This is a genomic window from Pseudodesulfovibrio sediminis (assembly GCF_020886695.1).
GTDB lineage: Bacteria > Desulfobacterota > Desulfovibrionia > Desulfovibrionales > Desulfovibrionaceae > Pseudodesulfovibrio > Pseudodesulfovibrio sediminis.
Map to the genome: position 1 here is coordinate 364,001 of NZ_AP024485.1, position 25,355 is coordinate 389,355.

Annotated in this window: 18 protein-coding genes, 1 other RNA gene and 2 pseudogenes; 9 read left to right on the forward strand and 12 right to left on the reverse strand. The window is 49.5% G+C overall.

Going from position 1 to position 25,355, the window contains the following annotated elements:
- Positions 1-56: 56 nt before the first annotated feature.
- A complete protein-coding gene (locus tag SRBAKS_RS01795) occupies positions 57-3,755 on the forward strand; it encodes a pyruvate carboxylase (protein ID WP_229593001.1) in 3,699 nt (1,232 codons plus the stop codon).
- Positions 3,756-4,112: 357 nt separating this feature from the next.
- Positions 4,113-7,703 carry a PEP/pyruvate-binding domain-containing protein gene (locus tag SRBAKS_RS01800; RefSeq protein WP_229593003.1) on the forward strand — a complete coding sequence of 1,197 codons (3,591 nt, stop codon included), beginning with the start codon at positions 4,113-4,115 and terminating at the stop codon, positions 7,701-7,703.
- 65 nt (positions 7,704-7,768) lie between these two features.
- Here SRBAKS_RS01800 and SRBAKS_RS01805 read toward each other — a convergent pair whose 3' ends face one another.
- Both SRBAKS_RS01805 and SRBAKS_RS01810 read right to left on the reverse strand, forming a co-directional pair.
- Positions 7,769-8,062 (reverse strand): hypothetical protein, encoded by a 294-nt coding sequence (locus SRBAKS_RS01805; RefSeq protein ID WP_229593006.1) that lies wholly within the window; start codon positions 8,060-8,062, stop codon positions 7,769-7,771.
- 154 nt (positions 8,063-8,216) lie between these two features.
- Positions 8,217-8,606: a flagellar protein FlaG gene (locus SRBAKS_RS01810; RefSeq protein ID WP_229593008.1), complete on the reverse strand. Its 390-nt coding sequence runs from the start codon at positions 8,604-8,606 to the stop codon at positions 8,217-8,219.
- A gap of 256 nt (positions 8,607-8,862) precedes the next feature.
- On the opposite strand from SRBAKS_RS01810, the gene SRBAKS_RS01815 reads away from it, so the two are divergent.
- The 7 genes and pseudogenes from SRBAKS_RS01815 (at position 8,863) to imm40 (ending at position 14,368) form a co-directional block, all read left to right on the forward strand.
- On the forward strand, positions 8,863-9,981 hold the full coding sequence (locus SRBAKS_RS01815) for a flagellar assembly protein A (protein WP_229593011.1): 1,119 nt from the start codon (positions 8,863-8,865) through the stop codon (positions 9,979-9,981).
- A 3-nt stretch (positions 9,982-9,984) separates the two neighbouring features.
- On the forward strand, positions 9,985-10,740 hold the full coding sequence (locus tag SRBAKS_RS01820) for a motility protein A (protein ID WP_229593013.1): 756 nt from the start codon (positions 9,985-9,987) through the stop codon (positions 10,738-10,740).
- Positions 10,741-10,764: 24 nt separating this feature from the next.
- A complete protein-coding gene (locus tag SRBAKS_RS01825) occupies positions 10,765-11,526 on the forward strand; it encodes an OmpA/MotB family protein (RefSeq protein ID WP_229593015.1) in 762 nt (253 codons plus the stop codon).
- A gap of 11 nt (positions 11,527-11,537) precedes the next feature.
- The gene (locus SRBAKS_RS01830) at positions 11,538-12,290 is read left to right on the forward strand and encodes an OmpA/MotB family protein (protein ID WP_229593017.1); all 753 of its coding nucleotides are present in this window, start codon (positions 11,538-11,540) and stop codon (positions 12,288-12,290) included.
- A 148-nt stretch (positions 12,291-12,438) separates the two neighbouring features.
- Positions 12,439-13,071, forward strand: a complete 633-nt coding sequence (locus tag SRBAKS_RS01835) for a nitroreductase family protein (protein ID WP_229593019.1) — start codon at positions 12,439-12,441, stop codon at positions 13,069-13,071.
- 151 nt (positions 13,072-13,222) lie between these two features.
- Positions 13,223-14,076 (forward strand): annotated as a pseudogene (locus SRBAKS_RS17915) (transposase-like zinc-binding domain-containing protein).
- A gap of 58 nt (positions 14,077-14,134) precedes the next feature.
- Positions 14,135-14,368 (forward strand): Imm40 family immunity protein, encoded by a 234-nt coding sequence (gene imm40, locus SRBAKS_RS01850; RefSeq protein ID WP_229593023.1) that lies wholly within the window; start codon positions 14,135-14,137, stop codon positions 14,366-14,368.
- A gap of 327 nt (positions 14,369-14,695) precedes the next feature.
- Here imm40 and SRBAKS_RS01855 read toward each other — a convergent pair whose 3' ends face one another.
- The 10 genes and pseudogenes from SRBAKS_RS01855 to SRBAKS_RS01895 all read right to left on the reverse strand — a co-directional run bounded on the left by SRBAKS_RS01855 (position 14,696) and on the right by SRBAKS_RS01895 (position 25,353).
- Positions 14,696-15,970, reverse strand: coding sequence for a Y-family DNA polymerase (locus SRBAKS_RS01855; RefSeq protein ID WP_229593026.1), 1,275 nt, complete (start codon positions 15,968-15,970; stop codon positions 14,696-14,698).
- A 3-nt stretch (positions 15,971-15,973) separates the two neighbouring features.
- A complete protein-coding gene (locus tag SRBAKS_RS01860; protein WP_229593028.1) occupies positions 15,974-16,426 on the reverse strand; it encodes a LexA family protein in 453 nt (150 codons plus the stop codon).
- 463 nt (positions 16,427-16,889) lie between these two features.
- The gene (locus SRBAKS_RS01865; protein WP_229593030.1) at positions 16,890-17,591 is read right to left on the reverse strand and encodes a hypothetical protein; all 702 of its coding nucleotides are present in this window, start codon (positions 17,589-17,591) and stop codon (positions 16,890-16,892) included.
- Positions 17,578-18,693 carry a pentapeptide repeat-containing protein gene (locus tag SRBAKS_RS01870; RefSeq protein WP_229593032.1) on the reverse strand — a complete coding sequence of 372 codons (1,116 nt, stop codon included), beginning with the start codon at positions 18,691-18,693 and terminating at the stop codon, positions 17,578-17,580. Before SRBAKS_RS01870 ends, SRBAKS_RS01865 begins: the two co-directional genes overlap by 14 nt.
- Before the next feature lie 188 nt (positions 18,694-18,881).
- A complete protein-coding gene (locus tag SRBAKS_RS01875) occupies positions 18,882-19,439 on the reverse strand; it encodes a recombinase family protein (RefSeq protein ID WP_229593034.1) in 558 nt (185 codons plus the stop codon).
- Between the two features lie 1,296 nt (positions 19,440-20,735).
- Positions 20,736-22,238 (reverse strand): site-specific integrase, encoded by a 1,503-nt coding sequence (locus SRBAKS_RS01880; protein ID WP_229593036.1) that lies wholly within the window; start codon positions 22,236-22,238, stop codon positions 20,736-20,738.
- Positions 22,239-22,268: 30 nt separating this feature from the next.
- A pseudogene (locus SRBAKS_RS17920) lies at positions 22,269-22,457 on the reverse strand (DUF6538 domain-containing protein); the annotation flags it as partial.
- Between the two features lie 87 nt (positions 22,458-22,544).
- Positions 22,545-22,929, reverse strand: a transfer-messenger RNA (tmRNA) gene (ssrA, locus tag SRBAKS_RS01885).
- 358 nt (positions 22,930-23,287) lie between these two features.
- Positions 23,288-24,421 (reverse strand): ABC transporter permease, encoded by a 1,134-nt coding sequence (locus SRBAKS_RS01890; RefSeq protein WP_229593038.1) that lies wholly within the window; start codon positions 24,419-24,421, stop codon positions 23,288-23,290.
- Complete coding sequence (locus SRBAKS_RS01895; RefSeq protein WP_229593041.1) at positions 24,418-25,353, reverse strand: ABC transporter ATP-binding protein; 936 nt, start codon at positions 25,351-25,353, stop codon at positions 24,418-24,420. The genes SRBAKS_RS01890 and SRBAKS_RS01895 overlap by 4 nt, the downstream gene beginning before the upstream one ends.
- Positions 25,354-25,355: the final 2 nt, after the last annotated feature.

Consider the following 25,355-nt stretch of genomic DNA (forward strand, 5'->3'; position numbering starts at 1 on the left):
GCGAGTGCTCGGAGTCGTATTTTTGTCATATTTTGTTTAGGAGACCAGTGAAATTCATGTCGAAGTCCTTTGAAGAGGTACTTAAAGAGGTCAAGGGGAAGCGGATTCTTGTAGCCAACCGGGGTATTCCGGCCAGGCGCATCTGTCGTTCCATCACCGAAATGTTCAATGCCAAGGCGATCATGACCGCCACCGACGTTGATAAAACCTCTCCTGCAACATCTGGTGCCAATGAGCTGCTTATGCTTGGCGCCGACCCTCGTGCCTATCTTGATTTGGACAGGGTCATTCGTGAAGCCAAGGCCAATGATGTTGTCGCCATTCACCCTGGTTGGGGATTTGGCGCAGAAGATGATTCGTTCCCGGCAAAATGTAAGAAAGCGGGCATTATATTTATTGGCCCCCCCCAGGAACCCATGCGCATCCTTGGCAACAAGGTTGCGGTCCGCAAGCTTGCAATTGAGCAGGACGTGCCGGTCGTCCCTGGTTCTGAGGGCGCCGTTTCCATTCCGGAAGCTCGTGAGATTGCTAAGGAAATCGGCTTTCCCGTCATGCTCAAGGCAGAGGGTGGCGGTGGTGGCCGTGGTATTTATGAAGTCTATCAGGATGAAGACCTTGAAAACGCGTTTGCCAAGGCTTCGGCTCTGGCGCAGGCTTCTTTCGGTAATCCTCGTCTGTATGTCGAAAAACTGCTGACCTCCATCCGTCATATCGAGATTCAGGTCATTGCTGACCAGCATGGCAACATTTTCTGCCTGGATGAGCGGGATTGTACTGTTCAGCGGAATCACCAGAAGCTGATTGAAATCACTCCTTCTCCCTGGCCCGGTTTCACACCGGAACTGCGCGCCCAGTTGAAAGAGTACTCGCGTCGCCTTGTTGCCGCTGTCGGATACCACTCTCTGGCCACAGTCGAATTCCTGGTGGACACCGATGGCGTGCCGTACCTCATTGAGGTCAACACTCGCCTGCAGGTGGAGCACGGTATCACCGAATGCCGGTATGGTATTGACATCGTTGAAGAGCAGATCGCCATCGCCTTTGGCTCAACGCTGCGTTTCAACGAGGAAACAACCAAACCGTATCAGTGGGCAATGCAGTGCCGCATAAACTGCGAGGACCCGCAGAAGAACTTTGAACCCAACTCCGGGCGTATTACCCGTTACGTTTCTCCCGGTGGGCAGGGCATTCGTATCGACTCCTGCATTGGAGATGGATACCGCTTCCCGTCCAACTATGATTCCGCAGCATCCTTGTTGATTGCTTACGGCAACTCGTGGGACAAAGTCGTTTCCCTGATGAAGCGTTCTCTGCGTGAGTACATGATCGGTGGTTTGAAAACGACTATTCCTTTCCATCGCAAGATTATTGATCAGCAGCGCTTTGTCGATGCGGATTACAATACCAATTTTGTGCGCGATAATTATGCAGAGCTCATGGACTATTCGGATCGTGAGCCTGATTCTTTGCGTATGACTCGTCTCGTGGCCGAGATTTCCGCACTGGGGTACAACAAATACGTGCAGCTCGGTGAATATCGCGGACGCGAGGACAAGCGAGTCGGACGTTTTGAACTGGCAGAGCCGCCCGAAGTGTCCTCATGGTTCGAGCCGCGCTTTTCACGCAAGATGGACCGTGATGCGATCCTGGATACCCTGCGTACGGATCGCGAGGCCGGTATCGTCCATATGACCGATACCACCACCCGTGATATCACGCAGTCCAACAGCGGTAACCGTTTCCGTTTGGCTGAAGACAAAATCATTGGTCCGAGTCTGGATAAATGCGGCTTCTTCTCTTTGGAGAACGGTGGCGGGGCACACTTCCATGTGGCCATGCTGGCGAACATGACCTATCCGTTTATGGAAGCGGCCGAGTGGAACAGGTTTGCACCCAACACCTTGAAGCAGATTCTGGTGCGGTCGACCAATGTCCTCGGTTACAAGCCGCAGCCCAAGAATGTCATGCGGCTCACCTGCGAGATGATTGACGAACATTACGAAATCATCCGTTGTTTCGATTTCCTTAACCACGTTGAAAACATGCGTCCCTTTGCTGAGGTCGCCATGAATTCCAAACGCAATATTTTCGAACCCGCAATATCCCTTTCCTGGGCTAAGGGATTCGACGTAGAGCGGTATATGGAAGTCACGGATAATATCGTTGCCATGTGTGCTGACGCTGCCGGCATCAGCAAGAAGCAGGCTGAGAAGAGAATCATCCTTGGCCTCAAGGACATGGCCGGTGTATGCCCGCCCAGATTCATGCGTGAACTGATCGGCGCCATTACCAAAAAATATCCTGAACTGGTCGTTCACAGCCATCGTCACTACACAGACGGACTGTTTGTCCCCACCATGGGAGCTGCTGCTGATGCCGGTGCACATATCGTTGATGTGGCCATTGGTTCCGCAGTTCGCTGGTATGGACAGGGTGAAGTGCTTTCCACAGCTGCCTACATCGAGGATGAGGTTGGCCTGCAGACGCATCTTGATAAGGATATGATCCGTGCAACCAGCTTCCAGCTCAAGCAGATCATGCCTTACTACGATAAATATACCGCACCGTACTTTCAGGGCATCGATCATGATGTTGTTCGTCATGGCATGCCTGGTGGCGCGACCTCTTCCTCTCAGGAGGGGGCACTCAAGCAGGGCTATATCAAGCTTCTGCCCTATATGTTGAAATTCCTTGAAGGGACCCGCAAGGTGGTTCGTTACCATGACGTGACGCCTGGTTCTCAGATTACCTGGAATACGGCATTCCTGGCTGTTACCGGTGCATACAAGCGTGGTGGTGAACGCGAGGTTCGCAGGTTGCTTTCCATTATGGATATCGTCAACCTTTGTTCCGAGAGCGATCTGACCAGCCTGGAACGCAGCGCCCGACTCGACCTGTATCGTGATGCCAATGATGCGTTCAGAAATCTGTTGCTTGGCAAGTTTGGTAAGTTGCCCCTCGGTTTCCCCGAAGACTGGGTTTACCAGTCCGCCTTTGGTAAAGGGTGGGAAAATGCCATCAAAGACAGGACCGAGGAGTCCCCTCTTGTCACGTTGGTGGATGTGGACCTCGAAGCCGAGAAGAAGGCTTTGCAGAATCGTCTTCATCGGCAGCCTTCCGAAGAAGAATTCGTCATGTACCTCAACCACCCTGGCGACGCCATTACCACCATCGACTTCTGTGAGAAGTATGGCAATATTAACAATCTGCCTGTCGATGTCTGGTTTGAAGGGCTTGAAAAGGGCGAACTGCTCCAATTCCAGGGTAACTGCAAGAAGCCGCACGTCATGCGTATTCTTGATATCTCTGAACCTGATGAAAATGGTATGTGTGTTGTCCGCTATATTCTCGACTCCGAAATCATGAGCCATCAGGTGAAGATTGCCGAGCCGGAATCCGGAAGCAAGGACAGCAATGAAATGGCTGATCCTGCTAACCCGTATCACGTTGGTTCGCCCAGTAATGGCGACCTGTGGGTCACCCACGTGCAACCTGGTGACAGGGTCAAGGAAGGGGAGGAGCTGTTCAACATCTCCATCATGAAACAGGAGAAGGCTGTACTTGCTCCCATGGGCGGTACCGTACGTCGCGTCCTCAAGTCCGGTAACTATACCGAAGACAAGAAGATGATTCCTGTTGTTGAAGGGGAGCTCTTGGTTGAACTTGGTCCTGATGGTGGCGTCTGCCCCACATGCAAAGCCGAGATCGCCAATGAAGATGCCAACTTCTGCGCCAATTGCGGACAAAAAGTATAAAAAGTTCAAATCAATTTAAATTGGTCTGAAAACGAAATAAGACGTGCTTTGAGAGCGCGTATGATAAAAATCAGGGCCGATGCACAATAACTGTGCGTCGGTCCTGTCTTTTTTTGGGATATCCTATTTCTTCGATCGAGTGTGCATATTTTGAAAATGCATAATTTTATGGTTTTTTGGCACAATGGTCAGACCAATTGTTTCGTTGACGAATAGTTGGAAATACCTGTAAACGAGTACTCGAAACTTATGTCTTGATTGTTTTTTTGTATACACTCAAATCATATGGAATCCGTGGGCCTCGGTTGAAGAGGCAATCAATCCGCTTCAACTGCACGGATCAACCAGGAGGATGAAATGGCCAAGACCCAGAAAAAGCCCGCAGACAAAACTGAGGGTGCCAAAGCCAAGAAGGCGGACGCGAAAACTGAGAGTCTCATGAAGAAGTTGGTTCTCAACGGTGCCGACATCAAGAAGATCGGTGAAGAAGCTGAGCTTCTCGTTGGTGGCAAGAACTATAATACTGCCATCATCAGCCAGGTTCCTGGCATAAGGGCCCCGGAGTTCAGGGCCATTTCATCTCATGTATTTCATACAATTCTTGACGACACGAAGGTGAATGCCGCTGTTGTGCGCGCCACTGTCGACAAGGAATACAATAAGGTTGATTGGAATTCGGATGCCGTCAACGAAGACTCTGAATTCCTGCAACAATTTGTTCGCGAAGTCGGCAAACGGATTCGTGAACAGTCCGAAAAGCAGTCGGGAACGCCTATCCGTCTGCGCACCTTTATTAATAATGTAGTAGAAGGGTTCGCCACTTCTCCCGAGGGTATTGACCAGCTGCGCATGCGTTCGGTTCTGGTTCAGTCCGCCATCCTTTCTGTGGATGTCCCTGAAGAGATCGGAAAGGAAGTCATGGGCGCCTACAATTCCATTTGCAAGGAAGCCGGTCTGGATGACGTGCCAGTGGCGGTTCGTTCTTCGGCTGCTGGTGAGGATAGCCGCAAGAAAGCCTTCGCCGGTTTGCAGGATACGTATCTGAATATCGTGGGTGCGGATGAGTGCCTTGAGGCGTACCATTGGGATTGTGCTTCCGCATACAACCTGCGCTCCATGACCTACCGTCGTGAAGCCATTCTTGACGCCATTACCAAGGCTGAAGAGACCGGCGATGATTCCATTGCCGAGATCGCCAAGCAGGAGTGGGCCATTGAGCATACCTCTCTGTCTGTCTGTATCATGCGTATGATCAATCCGGTTATTTCCGGTACGGCGTTTTCTGCTGATACCGCCACCGGTTGCCGGGGTACCGATCGAAATGATCTCGTATCCATCGATGCCAGTTACGGACTGGGTGAAGCCGTTGTTGGCGGTATGGTTACTCCTGATAAATTTTATGTATTCCAGCGTGATGGCGGTCGAGAGGTCGTCATTCGTTATATGGGCTGCAAAGAAAAGAAGATTGTCTACAAGCAGGACGGCAGTGGAACGCATGTGGTCAAGGTCCCGGAAAACGAAGTCAATCGTTGGTCCCTGTCCATTGCTCAGGCCGAAACTGTTGCAGAAGGTGTACGAGCCATTTCCAGTGCCTATGACGGCATGATCATGGACACCGAGTTCTGCATCGATAGCACTGATCGTCTCTGGTTTGTTCAGGCCCGTCCTGAAACGCGCTGGAATGAAGACATCGAACTGCATCCCAACACCATTTTCATGCGCCGTCTGGAAGTGGACCCCAAGGCCATTAATTCTGCCGAAGTCATTCTGGAAGGCAACGGCGCTTCCCGTGGCGCAGGGCAGGGAACGGTCAGATATCTCCGTTCCGCACTGGAACTCAACAAGATCAACAAGGGTGAAATTCTGGCCGCGGCACGTACTGATCCGGACATGGTTCCGGGTATGCGTATCGCTTCCGCCATCCTTGCGGATGTTGGTGGTGATACAAGCCACGCGGCTATTACTTCCCGCGAACTGGGCATCCCGGCCATCATTGGTATTCAGCGCATCGAAGCTCTGAGGGCCCTGGAAGGGCAGCAGGTCACGGTCGATGGCTCACGCGGCAAAGTGTATCGCGGCGAACTTCCCCTGGTGGAAGTTGGTGGTGAGATCAAGGTCGATGAACTTCCTGCAACCAAAACCAAGGTTGGTCTTATTCTGGCTGACGTCGGTCAGGCGCTGTTCCTGTCCCGTCTGCGTCAGGTTCCCGATTTTGAAATCGGCCTGCTCCGTGCAGAGTTCATGCTTGGCAATATTGGTGTCCATCCCATGGCTCTCGAAGCATATGACAAGGACACCTTGAACGATCTAGTGGAAGAAAAGATCGAGGAAATGGACTCCAAGTTGACCAAGGTCATGAAAGAGCAGCTCGACACCGGGCTGATTTCCATCCCCCTCAAGCTTCGTGACTACGTCGGTCTGATCACCGGGCTGAACAAGGAAATGGAAGCCCTGGCTGAGCAGGAAGGCGCACGCAGCACTGACGAAGTGCTCGCCATGCACCGTCGCCTGCGGGAAATGGATCACAAATTGGATGACCATATCTCCTTGGCCACTGAACGCCTCGATGTGCTCAAGACGTCCATTGACATGGAAGCCCACGTGGCCGTTGTTCTGGGGTACCATGACATGCTTGAGACTGCTCCCGAACCCCGTTCAGAGGATTGGAAGATTCGCAGGCAGCATGAAAAGGAAATTGCCACCTATGTGGAACGATTGAAGAATGAGCCTGAATTCATTGCTCATATTGATAAAATTATAGGTCTGCGCGAAGAAGTGGCCCTCAAAATGGGGCTGAAATCCGAAATGGATGAAGTGGCAACTCTGCCTGATCGCATTCGCCACATCCTTGAGTCTCGCGGCTATACTTCCGGTAAGGAAAACTACATTCAGACCCTGGCTCAGGGCTTGGCGCTGTTTGCCATGGCTTTCTACGGCAGCAACATCGTTTACCGTACCACTGACTTCAAGTCGAATGAGTATCGCAACCTGCTTGGCGGTTTGCTGTTCGAGGCTGAAGAAGACAACCCCATGATGGGATACCGGGGTGTTTCCAGAAATATTCACGACTGGGAACTCGAAGCTTTCAAGCTGGCCCGTGGTATCTACGGTGGTACAAACCTGTCCATCATGTTCCCGTTTGTCCGTACCTTGGAAGAAGCGCGCAGTATGAAGCGCTATCTCAAACAGGTGCACAATCTTGAATCCGGCAAGGATGGTCTCAAGGTCATCCTCATGGCTGAGATTCCGAGCAACGCCATTCTGTGTAAGGAATTCCTTACGGAAGTCGACGGTTTCTCCATCGGCTCCAACGATATGACCCAGATGGTTCTGGCAACAGACCGCGATAACGCAAGCTTGCAGCATATCTATGATGAAGAAGATCCTGCAGTTGTCTGGGCTATCCTGTGCGCCATCTTCTCTGGTCAGAAAGTCGGCAAAAAGGTCGGTTTTTGTGGGCAGGGCGTTTCCAACTCCGTTATCCTGCGCGGCCTGGTTGCCATTGCCGGTATCGTGTCGGCATCGGTTGTTCCTGATACGTACCACCAGACCAAGCTTGATATGGCTGCGGTAGAAGCCGAGAACATCAAGACACGTGACTTGGGTACGTGGCTCAAAGCGCAGCACATGACCAAGTTGAAAGATCTTCTTGAGCAGAACAGCTATGGCCATATCCTGAAGAAATACAAATCATCAGAAGACTTTATGGAATGGTACGAAGGTGAACTCGATCGTTTCGGAGAACAGCTCCGCGACAATATCGAGACACCCAAGGAAGAGTTCTATCGCCAGGAGATGGAGCAGTTCAGGGCTGTATTCCACAAGCCGGTTATCTATGCCAGCTGGGATTGGAACAACACGGTTTATGATGCCATGCGTCATGCCGGGTTCGACTCCTTTGATGAGCAGGAAGCGGCTCTCGAAGAACAGCGCAAAAAGAAATGGTAGAATCGAAGTAAGAGCAAATAAAAAGCTCCCGGCCATTTGGCCGGGAGCTTTTTTGTGTATGGTGTTTAAGCGATGGTGTCGGCAATGCTGCCTATGCCTGTACTTAATGTCGAGTTTACCGCCTGCTGGATATCAATATCGGTTCCAGTGGAGCCGAAGTCAGTGCCGGCACCAATGAAATCTTCCGTTTTGGAGGCGACTTCAGCTCCAGTCACAGCTTGTTCCATCGAATCTAGTCCCTTGGAATTCATCCCGGAAGAAATCTCGCTGGTCTGGTCTGGAATGAATTCCGGACCAGAAATCTGATTCTCCATTGCCATGGATTGTATGGTGTTCGTAGAAATGCTGATATCGGACATGGTTGCCTCCATGTTTGCTGACTGCTACTTGTTTGTAGTATGCATCAAGACAATACATGAAGGCAAGTGTGTTGGATTCAGACGAAAAACGGCCAAAATCGCCCCGGCCTCAGGGGCAGGGGCGTGAATATTTGGCTGTGAAATGAGTAACGATCTAGGAGACTTCGTTCAAAAAGCCTTGACCGAGATTCTTCAGAGACTTTGTCAACTTGAGAAAATCATCATCAGGAATCTTGCGGATGGTCTTTCCTTCTGCGTCGACAATTTCCACCTGCACGGTGTCGTTTTCTTCCAGAATATTGAACTTCAGTTGCACGTTCGAATTTTCAAGCTGCTTTTCTGCTTCAGCAACAAGCGTGTTTAACTCTTCTCTGGAAAAATGGTTTGATTGAGCATCAGTATCAGATGCGTCCTGCTTGTTGACCGCATCCGTGCGCTTCGCTGTCTCGCCCTGATCGGGCTGCCGGGCCACTGCCTTAGCCGGTGTCACACTCTCCGAGCGCATACCTTGCTTTGTGTCGATTCTTATATCGGGGATATTCATGGTCTCCCTCCCTGGTGTTACACGAATCATCCCAATCCTGATTCACCTCTTACGTTTGTTATCGACATCTTTTGGGGTATCTTTAGAGTTGCAGGTATATAAATTATATGTTTGTCCGTTTTTTTTGATAAGCAGTGTTAATCATTGACGGTAATTTGAATATTGAATATGGTATTCAGAATTTAAAATTGTGTGCAATTACCGTTTTTTATGTGAATGATCTTGTAGCTGGCTGTGGCTGGTGACACGGGAGTTTATGCCCTATATTCTGAAACATTACTTTGACCCCGACTGGGATCTGACAAAACTCAAACCAGCCGAGCAGGTTGACGGCAGTGTGGACCACCATGAAAAGCACTTTGTGCATAGTGTGGAAGCCGGTGCTGTCATTGCGGAGTGGGTTGAGCTGGCTGAAGACGCCAATGGTCAGGACGAGCGATTCGTCTATGATGAGAAGGCTTTTCCGGCTGGTCGAGGTACTGGTATCAAACATAGGCATCCAGATCGGCTCTACGCAGCAAAGGACGGGTATGTTTGTTATAAAGATGGAAAAATAGTCGTAAGAGACACGCTCATCCTTGCCAAGGATATCGATTATCATACCGGAAACATAGATTTTATAGGTAATGTGGTCATAGACGGTTCTGTGCGCTCAGGATTTTCTGTGCGGGGCCGGGATCTTTCTGTCCATGGGCAGATTGAAGGCGCAGAAGTCAAGGCGTTACAGGATTTGAACTGTAAGGGTGGTATCAAGGGAGGACATAAGGCGCAGGTTAAATCCGGAAGAGATATGAAGCTTGCGTTTTGTGAAAATGCGACCCTTCAATCAAGTCGTGATATCTTGATCAAGGGAGCGTTGATGCATAGTGATGTGTATGCCGGGCGGCGTCTGGCTGTTGGCGGTCGTCTAACCGGTGGAAATATTTCAGCCTATAATTACATCTATGTAGGCGAGCAGTTGGGGGGCGGGCTGGATACCGACACCTCGTTGGTCCTCGGATACCATCCCTCATTGCTGTATGTGAACAGAGAGTCGAATATTCGTATCAAAAAACTGCATGATGATATTGCCTCGTTTGAGAAGATATTGAACAAAGACGATGAATTTCAGGAAGAGTATAAAGAAAAGCTTGAGTCTGCTAAAGCTGAGCTGGAGTTGATCAAATCCCTGAAGGTCCAACTTTGGGAGGGGATGTATTGCACGGAATGCCTTGAAGAATGCAAGGTTCTGGTTCCGGGGGTGGTCAAGCCCGGTGTCGAAATCAGCATTGGCAATGCGTATTACAAGGTCGACGATTATTTGGAAGATGTGTTTTTTTATTATGATCATGAAGAAGTTAAAATTGGTGCCTCCACCAAAAACATTAAAAGATAGCACATGGATATTGCAACTTTAATAGGATTGGCTGGAGCCTTTGGCCTTGTAATCACGACCATTTTTATGGGCGGTAATGCTGCGGGTTTTATCGACATCCCCTCGGTCGTTGTTGTCATTGGTGGCACGTTTGCCGTTACCTTTGTCATGTTTCCCATGGGAGTGGTGATCAATGCCATTAAAGTTGGGATGAAAACATTGCTTTTCAAATCCAACGATCCTCTTGATATAATACGTCTTATCGGGAACCTTGCTGACACTGCGCGCAAAGAGAGTCTTGTTGCGCTGGAAAAAGTCAGTATTGATGACGCATTTCTGAAAAAGGGCGTCATGCTTGTGGTTGACGGATCCAGCGAGAGCCTTGTGCGTAATGTCATGGAAATCGAGTTGGAGTTCATGAAGCAAAGGCATCGTCAGGGGCAGGCTGTTTTCAAGGGGATGGGAACCATGGCTCCGGCATTCGGAATGATTGGTACATTGATCGGGTTGGTCAATATGCTGTCAAATCTTTCAGACCCGGCCTCCATTGGTCCGGCCATGGCTGTTGCGCTTTTGACGACGTTCTACGGTGCGGTCATGGCGAACTGTATTTTTCTCCCCATGGCAACCAAGCTGGAAGAGCGGTCTGCAGAAGACGTTCTGTTTATGCAAATCATGATTGAAGGAGTTTCTTCCCTGCAGCGTGGAGATCACCCCTCAGTGGTCAAGGAAAAGTTGCAGGCATTCCTGTCGCCCGCCATGCGTGAGGCGAGCGCATAAAATCAATGATGTCCTGGAGTTGTCGTGGCTGATCAAGCTGAAGAAGCCGTACAGAGAAAACCGCCTGACGCCCCTCCTGTTGATGAAGGACTACCGCCGTGGATGGCGACCTTTGCCGACATGGTCACGTTGTTGTTGTGTTTTTTCGTCCTGTTGCTTTCCTTTGCGGAACAAAGTGAAGAAAAGTATCGGGACGCCCTGGGGTCGTTGAAAGGAGCCTTTGGCGTCAAGGAAGTGCGCGCGGTTTCCGAAGATATGGCTCAGTTCAATACAAGTCCCAAAGCCAAGGAAATGGCTGCCAGTATCTCTCGCGACGAGCGATTGCTCCTTGGCGTGGTCATGCGCATCAAATCGCTGCTTGAAGAGGACAAAGACCTTATGGAAGGGACCGGTGTCACGGCTGACAGGGATGGTGTTGTCTTTAGCGCCAGTTCATCTGCCATGTTTGAACCCGGGTCGGCTGAACTCGCTCGAAAAGCTACGGATATTCTGGATAAAGTGATCGACGTTTTGAAGGATTATAAGCTCAAGATAGTAGTCCGTGGCCATACGGACGACCGGCCTATTTCCTCCAAAAAATACCCCTCGAACTGGGAATTGTCAGCGGCAAGAGCGGCCATGGCGTTGGATTATATCGTGAACAAGGGTGGCATAGAAATCAGCCGGGCAAAAGCCGTCGGGTATGCTGATACGCGACCTGCTGTTCCCAATGATTCTGATGAAAATAGATTGAAGAATCAACGAGTTGAATTTTATCTTCACATGCCGCAACGCGATGCATGGTAAAGGTCTCTATTATGGCTGAGCAGGAAGCAGTAGAACAACAATCCGGCGGAGTTCAATCCGATCCGCCCAAGCCGGATGAAGGCATACCACCGTGGATGGCGACCTTTGCCGATATGGTGACGTTGCTCTTGTGCTTTTTTGTGCTGCTTCTCTCCTTTACCAATACGAATGTGACCAATTTCAAAAAAATGATGGGCTCAATTCAAGAGGCGTTGGGTGTGCAGTATGAGGATTCCAGCGCGCTTTCGACTCCGTACGCCGATACTTCTTTTCAGGAAAGACGGAGTGTAAAGGAAAATAGGCTGATTGCAGAATTAGGCGTTCGGATTGCGAAGAGTATTCGGGCCAAGGATTTGTCCAGCATGGCTCGGGTCAGTAGTGACAAGTCCGGCGTCATGCTGCGTTTGAATAATCAGGCCATGTTTGCCAGAGGTTCTGCTGTGCTGACGTCTGCGGCTCAACAAGGTCTTCAGGTGGTTATTGATGCCATGGAAGGGACTGATTTTAATCTGATAATCCGTGGGCATACAGATAGTGAACATATACAGTCCAGCTTGTACCATAATGACTGGGATCTTTCTGCTGCCCGCGCCGCCCGCTGCCTGCGGTATATACTGGAAAATTCCGACATACCCGCCAGTCGTATGAAAGCGGTCGGGTATGCCAACGCAAAACCCATTCTTCCCAGTACATCTGAGGAGAACAGAATGATGAACAGAAGGGTGGAATTTTTCTATATCCCTTCGGGGCGTTCAAAGTGGTAGATTGATGCGAATCAGTTAGGTGTTGTGAGAAAATTTTTGATAGGAGCCCCCTTTACCTGCTTGGTGTGAGGGGGTATTTTGTTGCATCGTTTGAAAATGCAGTGAAGTGATGTGAAATTATCCGAATCAACAATAATGGAGTTGCAATATGAGTAATACAGAACACGTTGGCGTCATGGATGCCATCACCGGTCGTCACAGCGTTCGTGCTTTTACAGAAGAACCTGTCTCAACCGAGCAGCTGGATGCTTTGTTTCAGGCAGCCCGTTTGGCACCTTCCAGCCTGAATTCTCAACCGTGGCGTTATAAGGCCGTGGTGGATAAGGACATGCTGCAATTGTTCGCGACAAAGGATGTCTCGAGAACCCAGACATGGCTCGCGCAGGCCGGGGCGATCATCGTTTGTTGTGCCGATACCAGTGGATATGTTCGAGATTCCCAGGCAAGTGCGTTTTACTATAGGGAAAACGACTTGATTACGGGTGACTCAATGGATGGGATCGAAGACTATGTTGAGCGGGAATCATCCGCCGCGGCATCTGCACAATTCGGCGCGGCAGCCATGAATGTGGGGATATCCATTTCCTTCATGATGCTGCGGGCCATAGAGTTGGGGCTTGGTACCTGCTGGGTCGGCATGTTTAATGAACAGAAAATCAAAGAGATGCTGAATATTGACTCAGGATTGCGCATTGTCGGTCTGTTGGCCGTCGGGCATCCCGCCTCTGATGAAGTGGTGGAGCATAATCGCAAGTCTCTGGATGAGATCATTCTTTCCTGAGCATGCCGGGATTGAATAGCTGCGAAAATCAAAAGAAGCCCTTGAACAACAAGGGCCCCTTTCTTTTTGGCGGTTTTTAAATATTTTGTTGTTTTTTACGTAACTGGTCTTAAGTCTTAAGCATCCGGCTCATTCTAACTGTAGGGGGGCGATGCAGCAGAATGACTTTGCAGGGCTTATCCAGATTTTTGAAAGACTGGACACTGAGGGGCAACGGAATTTCTTTAACTACATCAGGCGCATGCTTGGTGATTTACTTCCCATTTCTGACCACTTGAAGTACATTCGTGATACACGTTTTGCTGATGGCTTCTCCTGCCCACATTGTGGTGGCGAGAAGGTAAAGCACAATGGGACGTATAGTGGCCGACAACGGTATCTTTGCCATAGTTGCAAGAAAACATTCAATGATTGGACCGGCACGCCCATGGCTGGCACTCACTATACAGATCGCTGGATGGAATACATCCAGTTGATGCTTGAAGGAAAAACTTTGAAGCAATGCGCCAAGACACTTGAGATCAGCATTCCGACAGCTTTTTACTGGCGGCCATAAGGTGCTGAACGCTTTGCTACGATTAGGGGGATGGTAGTCTGCTATCAGGCATCGTCGAAACTGACGAAACCTATTTCCTTGAATCCTTCAAGGCGAGCGCAATTTGACCATCAGAAACCCCCGTAAGCGTGGCAGTAAGGCTTTCAAGTTGTATGCCGAGCAAACAATCATTGGAGCATGTTGCGATCAACCCCAACAAAGGGGTTCGCAAGTTCGGAATCTACCATATCCAAAGGGCAAAAGGCTATCACTCACGTCTGAAGAAGTGGATGCGTCGATTTAACGGTGTAGCCACCAAGTCTCTGGATCATTATTTGTTCTGGTTTAGACTGTTAGAACAAAGTAAGGATCTGGGAGACAGAAGCAGATGGGAAAAACTATTATTGGCCTCCTGCCGTAAATCTCAAAAGTTATCTATCAGCGATTTTCCACTGCCGGAGGCGGCATAAGCTAAGAAAGGTGCATACAAATAGATAACAGATTTACTATCTCGAAAAGGAGTAGCTAGTGGGTATTAATAAGAAGCTTGTTGAACTGCTCAGCACTGGGGTTGCTTTGCACTCTAGCGGTATAAGCAACTGGGCGTTCAAGAAGAATCAAGCATTGATAGTTCTTGACGAAATAAGGGATATTCATGTGCCGATTTTAGGTGGTGATGTTTTTTTATTTGAAAACAAACTCCTAGTGCCAGCCTACGAGAACTGGTCATGTGACCAGCTAAACAAAGAAACATATGGATGAGTATGTCTTGCGAAGCATAAACGTTGCAAAATCGTATATAGAAAAGATGCAACTGAATGGAAGGGTGCCATATTTTGTTCTTGTGCCGCCAAGCGATTTTGTCGTTGAAACGGATGAAAAACTCAACGAGTTGAAAGAACTGTGGAGAAAGAATCGGGGGCACCATACGAATTAAATACCAACAGCAAACAGGGGGTATATATCTGTTGCAATATACCGATATACCTTTTCTTATGAATAGATAATAGCAACAGGATTTTTTAAAACCGCCTTTTTTTTTGAGTTATCACGGAGCGTGTGTTGTCGATGTTGAAGAGAGTATGGATTTCATGTCTGCACCCCCAACAACTCATCCCAGGTGGTGGTATACCTTGGGGAGCGCATTTCACGGCGCATACGCCATGAACCATTGATACCGGAAGCGGCAAATTTCACTGTATCCCGTCCCCATCTGGCATTGCAGGCATCAACGGCTTCCATAATGGGCGTGTGGCGACTGTGCGCGTCCGGGGGGATATCCAGCAGTGAAAGCCAACGACCATTGCTCGCCTCAAGCCCGGAGAGCATGACACCGCATTTCTTGTAGGCGTATCCTTCGCGATAGATGCGTGTCATACCAGCTTGAGCCGCCTTGATAAGAGTAGGGGTGTGCGCTGTAGAAACGATCAGAGGGATGGATACAGTGTTGGAGTATTGTGGTTGCCCCAACCGGAATTTGTTGGTCTGGAGAAAGACGAGTATGTGTGAGGCGACAGAGCGCTGTTTACGAAGTTTTTCGGCGGCTCGCGTGGCATATTGTGCCGTGGCTTCCAACAGATGCTCCTGGCTTGTCACGGGGTGACCGAATGAACGTGACGAGACAATAGTCTTTTTGGAAACCGGGCCTGCCTCCAGTCCGTGGCAGGGGAGACCTCGTAATTCCAAAAGCGTTTGCAGGCCCGTAATGGTCATTTTCTTTTTTACCCAGTCCTGTTTCAGGGAGCGGAAGTCAAATGCGTTGTTCACCCCGAGTTTGCGCAATCTTTTGGCATGTCGGGGGCCGATACCCCAGATATCTCCAATTTCAGTCCAGCGGAGCACCCGATCTGGGTCTGGGCTGGTGTTTAAATTGAAAACACCGTGGCAGCGCGGCTGTTGCTTTGCAAATTTATTGGTGAGTTTGGCCAGGGTTTTGGTAGGCCCAATGCCGATAGAGACCGGAATGGATGTCCATTGCTCCACTGTGGCTCGCAGGCGCCGGGCAAACTGCGTGGCCCCGCCAGGTATGCCCGAGAGGTCCACGAAAGCTTCGTCGATGGAATATATTTCTACATGAGGACAGAAGCGTGTGAGCACGCGCATGACTCGGGCGGAGAGATCGCCATAAAGAGCATAGTTGGATGAGAAGACCGCTATGCCATGGCGTTCCAGCTGGGCTTTGCATTTGAAGTATGGGGTACCCATCCCGACGCCCAGGTCCTTGACCTCGTTGGAACGGGCAATAATGCATCCGTCATTGTTGGAGAGAACAACGAGCGGACGTCCTCGAAGGTCCGGGCGAAAGGCGCGTTCACAGGACGCGTAAAAATTGTTGCAATCAATCAGAGCATATTCTTTGGGCATGGCTCAGACCTTATGCACCACATGGCGTACCACTCCCCAAACTTCAAACGTTGTGTCCAGTGTCAGTGGGATGGTGGAGAAGTCAGGATTCTCTGGAGCGAGGGCCAATTCTGTTCCATCGCGTATCAGCCTTTTTACCGTAAATTCCCCGTCCACAAAGGCGATAACGATATTTCCGGGGACGGCCTGTTGAGATCGGTCCACCACCAGGATGTCATCGTGATGAATCCCCGCGCCTATCATTGAGTCCCCGGACACGCGTACGAAAAATGTCGCTTCTGGGCGGGGGGCCACATACTCGTTCAGGTCCAAAGGACGTTCCAGATATTCGTCGGCGGGGGAGGGGAAGCCCGCCGGGACAGCTTCTCCTGCCAATGGCAACGCTTTCCCATTGTTTGTCAATTTGCCTATGACCCAGGGCATTCGTTGGCTTGGGATGGAGGTGTGTTTCAGCATAAAACGCCTTTATTATTGTTAATCAAAAGAAAACAATAGTCGGCAGATTATGTTAAAATGTCAATCTTTAAAAAACATTCGGCGTTGCCGAAACAGTGTTCGTGGAGAGTCGCGGTAGCAATTTTTCGTCAGCAAAAGCACCGCGTTACTTCCCTGATCCTGGTCTTCAGAAACCCAAAAAGGCCCTGCAAGTAAGGGCCTTTTTGTAATCTTTACAGATTCAATCTGATAGTTTTTCTGGTGGAGGCGGGGAGAGCGGGCTGCCTCCACCAAAGTGAAGGTTAACTCCCCGGAATTGTTGGACCGCATCTTTGGCCCGATGTTAATTTGCCGCTGAGTTTGTATTACTTATGTGTGAAAGACTGGTCAAGGGGTGCCTAAATTCTCATGACCTTCCAGGTCAACAGAAAGGCCACCTCCGATGACACGAAGATGGCCGTAACAGCATAATTGTATGTGTCGATTAGCCTGTGACTAATTTCATAATAGCCGGAAGGAACGGACTGGCTATTGTGACTACTTGTGCACCAAGGTTCATAAGTTTGCTGATCGCACCTGTGGTACCTTCTTCTGAATCGGCAGACTCCAACTCATCAACGAGAGCTAGAGCCTGGGATTTAACATCTTCGTCGGTAAGTTCAGCGATCATCTTTTCTCGCAACTCGTTGAACACGCTGTCTTTATTGATGATGTTTGTGGAGTTGTCAGTGGTGTTAATGTTGACGCGTGAATTGTCGCCCATGGTTACGTTGCCAAAACCCATAGGTGAGGTTGTGGCGGGTGCATCTTGTCGCCGCACTCTAGATTGGTAATGAGCAGGGATTCCACCCAACGCGTTGTAGTAGCAAGGGTCTTCTACGATGAAGACCGTGACTCCAGCGGGCGTTGTTTGGTGGATTTGATCTCCAACGTCAATGACTGCTTGGTCAGCTTCAAAGAATATTTTTCCACGTTGAACAGAGGCTGCTACGTTTTCATAGCGGTCTCCATTCTGTCTTACAACTACGACCTTGTCGTTAGCTAAATCACCAAAACTCATGATGTCTCCTTGTTGCTTGTTCGCAAAATCAATAATCATCATGTGACGAACGTCAATACTTGGTGTTTGCGTTCTTACTTTGTCCATGGGAAAGAGGCAAAGAGAAGGTTTGCTAGCCTTGCTCATTATTGAGGTTGTGCCTAATCAGCATTGAGTTAAGTTGTTTCCGCGATAGTGAAGATGCTTCTACTTCATCAGTAAATATTATCGTGTTTGTCAGAAGGGCGTCCTCAAAAGAAGCACCTTTAAGTTTTGCTCCTGACATGTCCACATCGAGAACATATGCCGAATTAAAGTTGGCTCCACGTAGGTCTGCGTCTTGAAAATTGGCACTAGTAAATACTGCCTCTTCGAATGAAGCTTTCTCCATGCTGGCTCCTACAAAGGTTGATTTGGCCAAATTTGTTTCTAGGAATCTTGTATTAAAGCAAACTGACTCCTCAGCATACGCGTCTTCCATGTCTGCGAAGCATAAAGTGGCGTTGCTTAGGTCTGCTCCATCGAAACCAGTATTGTGCATGATGGCGGAGTGGAAATAAGCTGAGCGAAAGTTACCGTTCGGGAATGAGGCATTGGTTAAAATCGCGTGGCTCAAATCAGCTCCTTCTAGATCAGCATCTTGAATAAAGGCATCAGAGAGATCTGCATTTGCTAAATCAGGAGCATATTGACTTGAAAGGTTTAACTCATCTCTGTGCAATGTGATCAGAACTAACGCTGTTCTGACATCCTCTCTCAGTGAGCCTTCTGGTGGTGTGTGTTCATCTGCTGTTGGTGTTCGAATAAACGCGCATAGGACATCCAAGATGTGAGTTTTGTCTGCCATTCGGTTGGAATCAATGGCTGTCCTCCATAGAGTGTAAATAGCACCTATGCGTACTAGGCTTTTATTGCTTCCAAGATTTTCAGTCGCTTTGATTATTCTGTCTGTAATATGACCTTGTTCCGCTACGAGTGCCTGTCGGGACATGCTCTTAGCGCGCCACCCAGCAAGCCCCAGGCCGAACAAGCCAACAACAAAAAGCCCCATGTTTCGTATTATGACGTAGTTGGCAATGCCCACATCCGAACCGTAGGCTAAGAACCCTTTAATAGATGACCACCAAATTGGAATGGCTCCAAGGAGCATGATGGCTGCAAGCGCGACAATGCCGATTGGAAGGATGGTTTGGTAATCTTCCTTGGGTGTGATCTCGAAGTCTTTCTTGAGCATATTCAACAGTCTCATTGGGAACCTCCAAAAAGACTGATTACACCCCATGGCAAAAAGACGCAAAGACAAAGCCCACCCAGGAGGCTAGTTAGGGTGGGTATTAGCGGATGCCGTCTAAGGTGTTCTGTTTCTCGATTGGGGTTCCTGGCCCAAGATGTGTTTCAGAATGCGTTAGAGGTTAAATGTGGAAGCTGTTCTTGCGCTTAATGCTTCGCAATGACCCGATAAAGTGTCTGTCTGCTAACACCATATTCAATAGCTAGGGCTTTCTTCTCCTCGCCGTCCTCGATACGTCCCTTGATCTCTACCACCTGTTCCGGCGTGAGCTTGGCTTTCCTTCCGCAATGCTTCCCCTTGGCCTGTGCTTTAGCGATACCTTCGCGCTGCCTCTCCTTGATGATCTCACGCTCAAACTGTGCGACTGCTCCGATGATCTGGAGTTGCAGAGTTTGGAAGGGGTTGTTCTCTTCCCCGGTGAAGGTAAGGTTCTCCTTGTGGAATTTCACCGCCACACCCTTGCCTGTGAGTTCGTTCAGGAGGGACAGGAGGTCGGCAAGGTTACGTGCCAGCCTGTCAATGGAGTGGACGTGCAGGGTGTCACCCTTGCGGACGTAGCGGAGGCACTCCTTGAGCTTCGGTCTCTTCGTGGTAGCCGCGCTTACCTTCTCTTCAAAGACTTCGTCGAGGTCCACGCCGTCAAGCTGACGGTCTGTGTTCTGGTCTACGGTGCTGACTCGGATGTAGCCGATGTTGCTGGACATGAGGTTTCCTCCTGGTGGTCATCGTTGTGTAAGTGGTCGATGTAGTCAGTTTGTAACTAAACCTCTAGACCATGTGAGAGGGTGTGTCAATAAATTAATTTACAAGGTTTAGTGACACGATAGAATGCGGGTTGCCGAGGTCCGGCCAGGATGCTCACAACGTGTACCTTGTGAGACAGGGCAGAAGAGAGGGGCTGCGATCTAAGCCAAACAGGAGTGTGCTGACAGAGGTTGACCAGGAACAGGAGTGGTGAGAGGACGAAAAAATAGGGCATGACCGTTGAGCTTGGGAGGCTGTAGGTCATGCCCTAGTGGGTATGTCATGGAGTGGGACAGGTACGAGAAGATGAGCAAGGAGGAAGGAGCGTGTTGTTCACCTGACTACTCCTGCATGTGTGTATTGGGGCTATGAGTGTCCAAGAAGGACAATAGATCATCGTGGACATCACCCTCATTACCCAAGGCCTGGGACAGTTCATTACGGAGCGAGAGAGCTTCATCGACTTCCTGACCAAGCTGTTCTTGCTTCTGCAAGAGAACTTCGATCTGGTCTTGGATGTACAAGGGTCTCTTGGTGCTTGGTCAGTACGACCTTGGTGAGTGTGGGGATGTTGATGATGGGAGTGTGCGGGGTTCTGTGAAAGTAAGCATAACTTGATCTCCAGTTTAGGGTTGGGAAGGAAAGTCAATGGTATGCGTCTTTCCGCAACGTGTGTCAATAAAAACAATTAGTTACGCAACAGTATGTGTTGCGCTAGCGAAAGTGTCATCAAAATGGAACGGTAGCCGAGATGCAAATGACCCATGATTGTCTCAAGCCCTGCATTCTAGCATGATGCATGCCTACTCCCTATGAGAAGCAAGGGGGGGCATGGGGGGGAAATTAGATTCATAGTGTATGTAAAGTCACTCAGATTTTTCCACCATAATAAAGCTGGTTGGATTACTGGAGGGAAGGACAATAAGAACAATTGCCTATGGAAATTTTAATGACGGGCTAATGATCTCTTCAAGTACACCTAAAGGTAACCCCTAATAAAACCTTAAATAGCTTCACTGGGGCCTACCTTGTAGTGCAACCTAATTCCATTTATTTGGAATAATTGAATTAAATTGCATTTCGATTAGGGGGGGCTTTTTTAATGATTCTAGGTGGTTACGAGAAGTGATCCATGCCATCAACGGAGTGTCCAGTAAGAGGCCAAGGGATACTCTGTCTTCACTGGTCTACCTGGATACACGATTGGGCTGGTTCCAAGGGGATGTTGCAGGGATATGGGTTTATCCTTATGTAATTTAATGCTTTTTTATGGCATAATGGCTGTGCAACAAGTGGTCGAGGTCCAGGGTTCTGTGGAAATCGATGTGCATCACCACGTGTTCATTGATGAGATGTGACCGATATTGCTTGCCATACCTCCCCATGGTCATGCTGTTGTGGGCGTGCCCGTCGAGTTCATGGAGCAGGAGCGGGTCTACGAGCTTCTGCTTGAGATGATTTATGAGGGTGTGCCGGAAGCTGTGGAAGTCCTTCTTTGGTTCTCCCTCCTTGGCCTTTTCAATACCGCATTTGCCCTTGTAGCCGAAGGTCGTTGATGCGTTCCCATTGAACCACCTGCTAACCGTCTGGCCGTACCTGTCGCGTCCGCACTTGATTTCAGGGAAGAGACGTGTTTGACCCTGGTCGCGCAATACCTGGGCATACCCTGGGAGGTTGAGAGCTTCGGCTAGGAATGGATGCATGGGGACAAGACGCTTGGAGTTCTTCGTCTTGATGTGCTTGTCCGGTGCGTTGGCGTTGATGTCGAATACCCATAGGTCATGGTCTTGGCGAATGTCATCCAGGTGTAGCTGTGCGATCTCGTTCTGTCGCATCCCGGTGAAGAGGGCGATGGGAAGTACCCAAAACTGGTACGGGTGCTTGTGCGTGTCCTGGGTGTACTGTTCCGAGTGAAAGAGCTTCTTGAGATCGTCATCTGTGAATGTGGCACGTAGTTCGTCATCCCGCCGTTTCTCAGGCAGTTGCATACCTTCGGCAGGGTTAATCTGCATCCAGCCATTCTTCAAGGCGTACTTGAATAGGGTGGCTATTCTGTTGAGATATTTGTTGACTGTGGTTGTGGACATGGTCTTCTCAATGTCCATCGTCAACAACTCATGGATGGTCATGTCACGGTACGCCTTGGCTTTCTTCATGTTGGGGGGTAGCCCCATCAGGGCGGTCTTATAGTCCCGCATGAGGGGATAGGTGATCTGTCCTGTGGTGATCTCCTCCCCGGCGTATTCAAGAAAGAGTTGGTAGCAAGCGTGGTTTTCCTTCTTGCTCTTCTCTTCCCAACGTCCTGCGTGAGTTTGTTCTTGGGTGTAGGCGTCAATGACCTGGGTGAGCGGTACGCCTTCCCCCTGGCTTTCTTCTTGCGTTGTATGGGATATTCCTACGATCTGAGGAGTTTGGGCAAAGCGGTCTCTGTAGATGCCCTGGAGGCGTTTCTTGGCGATCTCACAGAACTCCAGGCTGCTCTGTGTAATGGCACGGCACAGGCGTTTGTAAGCGTCATTGTTCTGGTCGAGGTCCAAGCCATGGTTCTGGATTAGTTGGTCCACAGTCTCCCTGACATGCCTATAGTCGCGTTTCTGGAGGTCTTCCCAGTAGGCTTCCCAATCTTCATCAAGGCCTACAAAATCATGCTCCATAGACGCCTCTGAGGAGGGGGAAGAGGTGGCCCACTCTTCTTCAAGATCATTGAGTAAAGTGCGTATGTGGTTGTCTGCAATCGCCTGGATTTCTTCCTGCTTCATGTTCATTGCCTTCTTGGTACGCATCCACTGAAAGAGGTCTAGGATGCCTGTAGCGAGACGTGAGGATTTTCCCCTGGCTTCCCGTAGGAAAGCTGTTCGGAGTGAATAACGGTATTCGGTTCTGCCGAGCTTGGGGCGTAAGTCCTGCGGCACGGAGACCCGTACGTAGAAGATGTGCTTGTGTTTGACAAGGTAACTGGGAGAACGAGAAAGCCGCATCGGAAAACCCCGTTTTGGATCACAAGTTTGTGTGAAACCGGGTCTTCCGATGCGGCTTTTCTTCTAAGAGTCTGCAATAATTGACTCTGGTGGAGGCGGGGGGAGTCGAACCCCCGTCCGAGAACGATCCGCGAAAGCATCTACAAGTTTAGGTCCGGAATAAAGGTTCGCCTAGAGGATTGCACCGGGCCAAACAGCCCCTAGACTAGTTCTCCTTTAATTTCACATCACAGCCGAAGAAACCCAATTGTGGTGCTAGCCCTATAGTGTGTCGATTCTATCCGCTTATAAGGCGTCGGCAGTAGAATCGTGACAAACTAAGTTGTCAGGTAGCAATTCTGCAATTAAGCAGCCATTGCGTAGTCGTAATTGTCGTTTGCAATTATCTTGTGGTCGATTTTTACGAGGCCATCGACCAACCTCGACTTGCAGCCTTGGCTTCAACTATCCCCGTCGAAACCAGTGCGCCCCCATGTCAAAGAACTGTGTAGCAAGACATATATAAGGAGTTCTTCGCCTTTGGCAACCAAAAGATTGTAAGAGAGTTCAATCTTTGGCAACGAATGCGCAATCATGGTAATATCTCTATATCCAAGCACTTTATAGACTTTTCTAGAGATTTTCTAGGTTTTCTTTAGAATTGATGCAAGGTCTGTTCTGGTTTTTGATCGCTGATTGTCATGACAAACAGAGAGAAAAACAGTGAGAGGAAGCAAGTGTGGCAGGGGGGCGTCATCCATGAGAAAGGTGATTGGGCGAAGATTAAATAGCAATCAAGTTCTGGAAAATACGTGGGATCCTGCGTGGTAAAAGGGGAGAAAAGTCGGAGCCTAATCCAATGTCCGGCGATAGCGTTTCATGCCAATAATGATGATGAAAATCCAGAAGACGAGGATTGGCCAAACGTGGTGAATAGACTCGCCCAGATCGTTGCCCTTGAGGAGGATGCCACGAATAAGACGAAGGTAATGCGTGAGCGGAAGGACAGAACCGATAGCTTGTGCCCACTGTGGCATCCCTCTGAATGGAAACATGAAACCGGAGAGCAGCAATGAAGGCAGAAAGAAGAACAAGGACATCTGGACAGCTTGGAGCTGGTTTCTGACGATGGTTGAAATGGTGACGCCGACAGACAGCGTTGCCCCTATGAAAACGAGAGAAAGGATGAAGACCAGGGTGATGCTGCCATGAATCGGCACATCAAAGAGGAGAACAGCCGCCAGAATAATGAGCAAGATTTGGATGTAACCAACCAATATATAGGGAATGATCTTCCCAAGCATGACTTCGAGTGGTTTGACGGGAGTTGCCAGAAGATGCTCCATGGTACCGCGTTCAGACTCCTTGGTAATCGCCAGAGAAGTGATCATGACGAGCGTCATGGTCAGTATGACACCCATGAGTCCTGGAATGATGTTGTACTGACTCTCGGCCTCTGGGTTGTAGTCGTTGTGGATGCGTATCTCCACTGGCGATGCGTCCTGATTGAGATGCGCGGTGGGGCCTTTTAGTTCTTTTGCGAGTGCTCGCCTTATAATTTCTGGGAATGATCCTGCTGTGTTGCCTGTTGCCATTGGGTCTGTTGCGTCAGCTTCCAACAGAAGGACCGGCTTGCTTCCACGCAGAAGGTCTCGCCCAAATTGTTCCGGGATTGTCAGCACGAATTGTACAGTCCCTTCGCGAATAAGTTTGGTGGCTTCCGCTCGTGAGTCAGGATAATGCGTGATATTGAAAAAAGTGCTTGTCTGCATTCCGGCAACAATGGCCCTGGAGAATGAAGAATTATCACCGGAAAGGATTGCCGTAGGCAACTGGCGTGGGTCTGAGTTGATGGCATAGCCAAAAAGAATAAGCTGGATGAGAGGAATACCGATCATCATGGCGAAAGTGAGCCTGTCTCTTCGCATTTGCACGAACTCTTTGCCCACCATGGCCCTGAAACGAGTAAAGGAGAAGAGACTCATGCTAAATCTCCCTTGCTTTGCTGCATGAGATCAATGAAGACCTCTTCCAGGCTGGTATCGATTGGAGACCATTTGTATTGTGCGTGTTGGAATGGAGCAATGCTGTTGGCGAGCGTAGTTGCATCCCTGCCACTGACATGCAGCGTGTTTCCAAAGGCGACAACCTGATCAATGCCAGGAAGCGGCTTGAGTTGTTCTGACAGGGCATGGAGGCTTGCTTTGGTATCTTTCAAGCTGACACTCCATGTGTTCAGCTTTGCCTCCAGAATCATTTCTTCAACGGTTCCGGTTGCGAGAAGTTTTCCATATGCAATGTAGGCAAGTCTGTGACAGCGTTCTGCTTCATCCATGTAGTGGGTGCTGATCAATGCCGTGATGCCTTGAGATGCAAGGGTGTGGACCTGATCCCAGAAGTCGCGCCTGGCGCCGGGATCAACGCCTGCTGTGGGTTCATCCAGCAGGAGCAGCTGAGGAGAGTGGAGCGTGCACACTCCCAGTGAGAGTCGTTGTTTCCACCCGCCGGAAAGGCTGCCGGCCAGTTGATTTTCGAATGGTTTGAGTCCCATGCGCTCGATACAGTCATCGGTTTTTCGAGAGGGGTTTTCAAGGCCGAAAATGCGGGCGGTGAACGCGATGTTCTCTTTGACCGTCAAATCTTCATACAGGCTGAATTTTTGCGTCATATACCCTACATGGGGCTTGATGCTGGCTGAATCTTTTATCACATCGTAGCCAAGGCATGTCCCTGCACCAGAGTTGGGTTTGAGGAGTCCGCACAGCATGCGGATGGAGGTTGTTTTTCCAGATCCGTTCGGCCCGAGGAATCCGTAAATCTCCCCCTTGCGGATTTGTATGTCCAGATTGTCGACCACGGTTTTCGTACCAAACGATTTGGTCAGTCCCTGAACATCTATGATGATATCGGATGTCATGG

Bases quoted from the DNA above. Each gene is read 5' to 3' on its own strand.
- SRBAKS_RS01795 (WP_229593001.1), top strand. From the start codon at position 57: ATGTCGAAGTCCTTTGAAGAGGTACTTAAAGAGGTCAAGGGGAAGCGG.
- SRBAKS_RS01800 (WP_229593003.1), top strand. From the start codon at position 4,113: ATGGCCAAGACCCAGAAAAAGCCCGCAGACAAAACTGAGGGTGCCAAA.
- SRBAKS_RS01805 (WP_229593006.1), bottom strand. From the start codon at position 8,062: ATGTCCGATATCAGCATTTCTACGAACACCATACAATCCATGGCAATG.
- SRBAKS_RS01810 (WP_229593008.1), bottom strand. From the start codon at position 8,606: ATGAATATCCCCGATATAAGAATCGACACAAAGCAAGGTATGCGCTCG.
- SRBAKS_RS01815 (WP_229593011.1), top strand. From the start codon at position 8,863: ATGCCCTATATTCTGAAACATTACTTTGACCCCGACTGGGATCTGACA.
- SRBAKS_RS01820 (WP_229593013.1), top strand. From the start codon at position 9,985: ATGGATATTGCAACTTTAATAGGATTGGCTGGAGCCTTTGGCCTTGTA.
- SRBAKS_RS01830 (WP_229593017.1), top strand. From the start codon at position 11,538: ATGGCTGAGCAGGAAGCAGTAGAACAACAATCCGGCGGAGTTCAATCC.
- SRBAKS_RS01835 (WP_229593019.1), top strand. From the start codon at position 12,439: ATGAGTAATACAGAACACGTTGGCGTCATGGATGCCATCACCGGTCGT.
- SRBAKS_RS01855 (WP_229593026.1), bottom strand. From the start codon at position 15,970: ATGCCCAAAGAATATGCTCTGATTGATTGCAACAATTTTTACGCGTCC.
- SRBAKS_RS01860 (WP_229593028.1), bottom strand. From the start codon at position 16,426: ATGCTGAAACACACCTCCATCCCAAGCCAACGAATGCCCTGGGTCATA.
- SRBAKS_RS01865 (WP_229593030.1), bottom strand. From the start codon at position 17,591: ATGAGCAAGGCTAGCAAACCTTCTCTTTGCCTCTTTCCCATGGACAAA.
- SRBAKS_RS01870 (WP_229593032.1), bottom strand. From the start codon at position 18,693: ATGAGACTGTTGAATATGCTCAAGAAAGACTTCGAGATCACACCCAAG.
- SRBAKS_RS01875 (WP_229593034.1), bottom strand. From the start codon at position 19,439: ATGTCCAGCAACATCGGCTACATCCGAGTCAGCACCGTAGACCAGAAC.
- SRBAKS_RS01880 (WP_229593036.1), bottom strand. From the start codon at position 22,238: ATGAAGCAGGAAGAAATCCAGGCGATTGCAGACAACCACATACGCACT.
- SRBAKS_RS01890 (WP_229593038.1), bottom strand. From the start codon at position 24,421: ATGAGTCTCTTCTCCTTTACTCGTTTCAGGGCCATGGTGGGCAAAGAG.
- SRBAKS_RS01895 (WP_229593041.1), bottom strand. From the start codon at position 25,353: ATGACATCCGATATCATCATAGATGTTCAGGGACTGACCAAATCGTTT.